Annotated in this window: 1 protein-coding gene; it reads right to left on the bottom strand. The window is 61.9% G+C overall.

The window, feature by feature from the left end; translation table 11 throughout:
* Nucleotides 1–125: 125 nt before the first annotated feature.
* Nucleotides 126–1,778 carry an FAD-binding protein gene (locus ACMO6A_RS09900; protein WP_009306139.1) on the bottom strand — a complete coding sequence of 551 codons (1,653 nt, stop codon included), beginning with the start codon at nt 1,776–1,778 and terminating at the stop codon, nt 126–128.
* Between the last annotated feature and the right edge of the window lie 409 nt (nt 1,779–2,187).

Raw genomic sequence — 2,187 nt, forward strand, 5'->3', positions numbered from 1 at the left:
CCGCCTTCGGCGCGCAGCCCGCGAGCGTCCACATCGCGGCCGTGAGCGCGAGGACGACGCCGAGGACGGCGAGCACGACGAGGCGCCGGTCGGCGGTGTGTGCTTGCACGGTCATGCGCTTCTCCTTACTTCTTCTCGTCCCACGCGTCGAGCGACGCCGCGTGACGGGCGGATATGCGTCCCCAGATCATGTTCTCGGCCACGTTGCCGCCGGTGATGCCGTACGTATGCGAGTGGATGTTGCCGAAGCTGCCGGCGCCGTACAAACGCGGGATGGGTCGTTCTGCGAACACGTCCAGCACCTGGCCGTGTTCGTTCTTCATTGCGCCGCCGAGCGTGGAGCACGAGCCGGGATACACCGTGTAGGCGTAGAACGGCGGGTTGTTCAGCGGGTTCAGTGTGGCGGGCGAGCGGTGAAACTCGGGATCCTCGCCGTTTTCGCAGACCTGGTTCCAAGTGTCGATGGTGGCCTTGAGCGTGCCGACGTCCATCCACTTGTCGATCTCCTTCATCTTGGCGGCGAGCTCCTCGATGGTGTCGGCCTTGATGATCCAACCCTTGTCCACTTCGGCCTGGTTGTCGTCGGACCAGCCTTCCCAGTCGCGCAGTTCGTCGGGGAGCATGGTGGTGAAGTTGCCGCACTCGAACCAGTCGCCTTGGCGCGTGGACATCGGGCCGGCTTCGAACAGCGTCTGGTCGAACACGCACCAGCTGGGGCAGTGATCGTAGTCGCAGATCTCGTCGTTGAAGTGCGTGAACGCGTGCCATCCGTTGTGCGGGGAGCCGATGCGCATCTCGTCGACCCAGCGCTTCCCCAGGCGATCGGTGTAGATGAATGTCTGATCCGGCGGCATGATGAGGATGAGGAAGTCGTTCTCGGGATCGCGCGTCCACATGCCGTACATAGCGCCGGCCATGCCCATATGCCACAGCTTGCCGCCTACCTCCTCGACCATCTTGATGCCGTCTCCTGTGTTGTACTTCCAGCCCTCGAATTTGAAGGGGTAGCATTTGAGGTACTTGCGCTTCATATCCTCGTTGAACTCGAAACCGCCCGTGCAGAGGATGACGCCCTTGCGAGCCTTGACCGTCTTCTCCTCGGAGCCGATCATCGTGGTGCAGCCGACGATCTCCTTAGTGTCGGGGTTCTGGATAAGATGCTCGTCATGGCAGTCGAACAGCACCTCGATGCCTAGATCCTTGCGCTTCTGGTCGAGGATCTCGAACGAGGCCATGCCGAATCCCGGAGGGTCGGCGATGGACTGGCAGCCCGCACCGCCCGGCAGGAAGGAGTACTCGGGAATGGTGCCTGCGATGGCCTGCTCGTTGATGTCGTATTCAAGTTCGTACTTGTCGGCGTATTCGCAGTTTCGCAGGCCTTCTTCGATCCAGGCGTCGATGACGGCCGAGGGCGTGTCCACGTCTTGCGTCATCTCGTGCCAGTACTGGCGCATGCCCTCAGCGTCCTTGATGACGGCGAACTCGCCGTTGTTGATGGAGCTGTTGCCACCGCCGCGCACCGGAGCCTTCTCCAGCACGAGCACCTGCTGTCCGCACTCGTCGGCGCCGATGAGAGACGCCCACATGCCCGCGCCTCCGTAGCCGATGACCAAGAGGTCGCACTCGTAGTCCCAGCTCTTCGGCAGCCACTCCTGCGACGCGCCTGCGTCCGACGAGCAGCCGGCCAGCGCGGCGGAACCTGCCACAGCGGCGGCAGCGACGCCCGCTCCCTTCAGAAACGAGCGGCGCGACAGCCCTCCCTGTTCTTTCGTGCTCATTGCCTCTCCTTCTCCTTGCATTGTTTTGGTTTCGCCTTGAACGGTCGGCGACTTCGTTTACCGTACGCGGGATGCGTTCGCTTGCCATCGAGTTCGACGCCCTATTTTTTCCTTGTCGGGAGATCGGCAGGTGGGAAGCATCGGGGCGGAGCCATTAGGGCGCTCCATCCGATATGCGATGAAGAGGAGATTGCTATACTGGGCACAGGGGACGGTGCCGCACCGCGCAAGGGAAGCGGGATTCGATGAAAGAGGGGAGCAATGGGGACGTGTCTGCGGAACAAGCTCACGGCATTTTGCCCTGACTGGAAATCGTTGGATTTCTATATCGTGCTGCTCGGTCTTGCGTTCTGCCGAGCATGGATTGTATTGTGCCTTTCCGCAGCTGCAGTGACGACGCTCGTGACGA

It is taken from the genome of Eggerthella sp., assembly GCF_048329335.1.
GTDB classification, from domain to species: Bacteria; Actinomycetota; Coriobacteriia; order Coriobacteriales; family Eggerthellaceae; genus Eggerthella; species Eggerthella lenta.

Excerpts from the sequence above, each read along its gene's own strand:
- ACMO6A_RS09900 (WP_009306139.1), bottom strand. The coding sequence starts at position 1,778 with ATGAGCACGAAAGAACAGGGAGGGCTGTCGCGCCGCTCGTTTCTGAAG.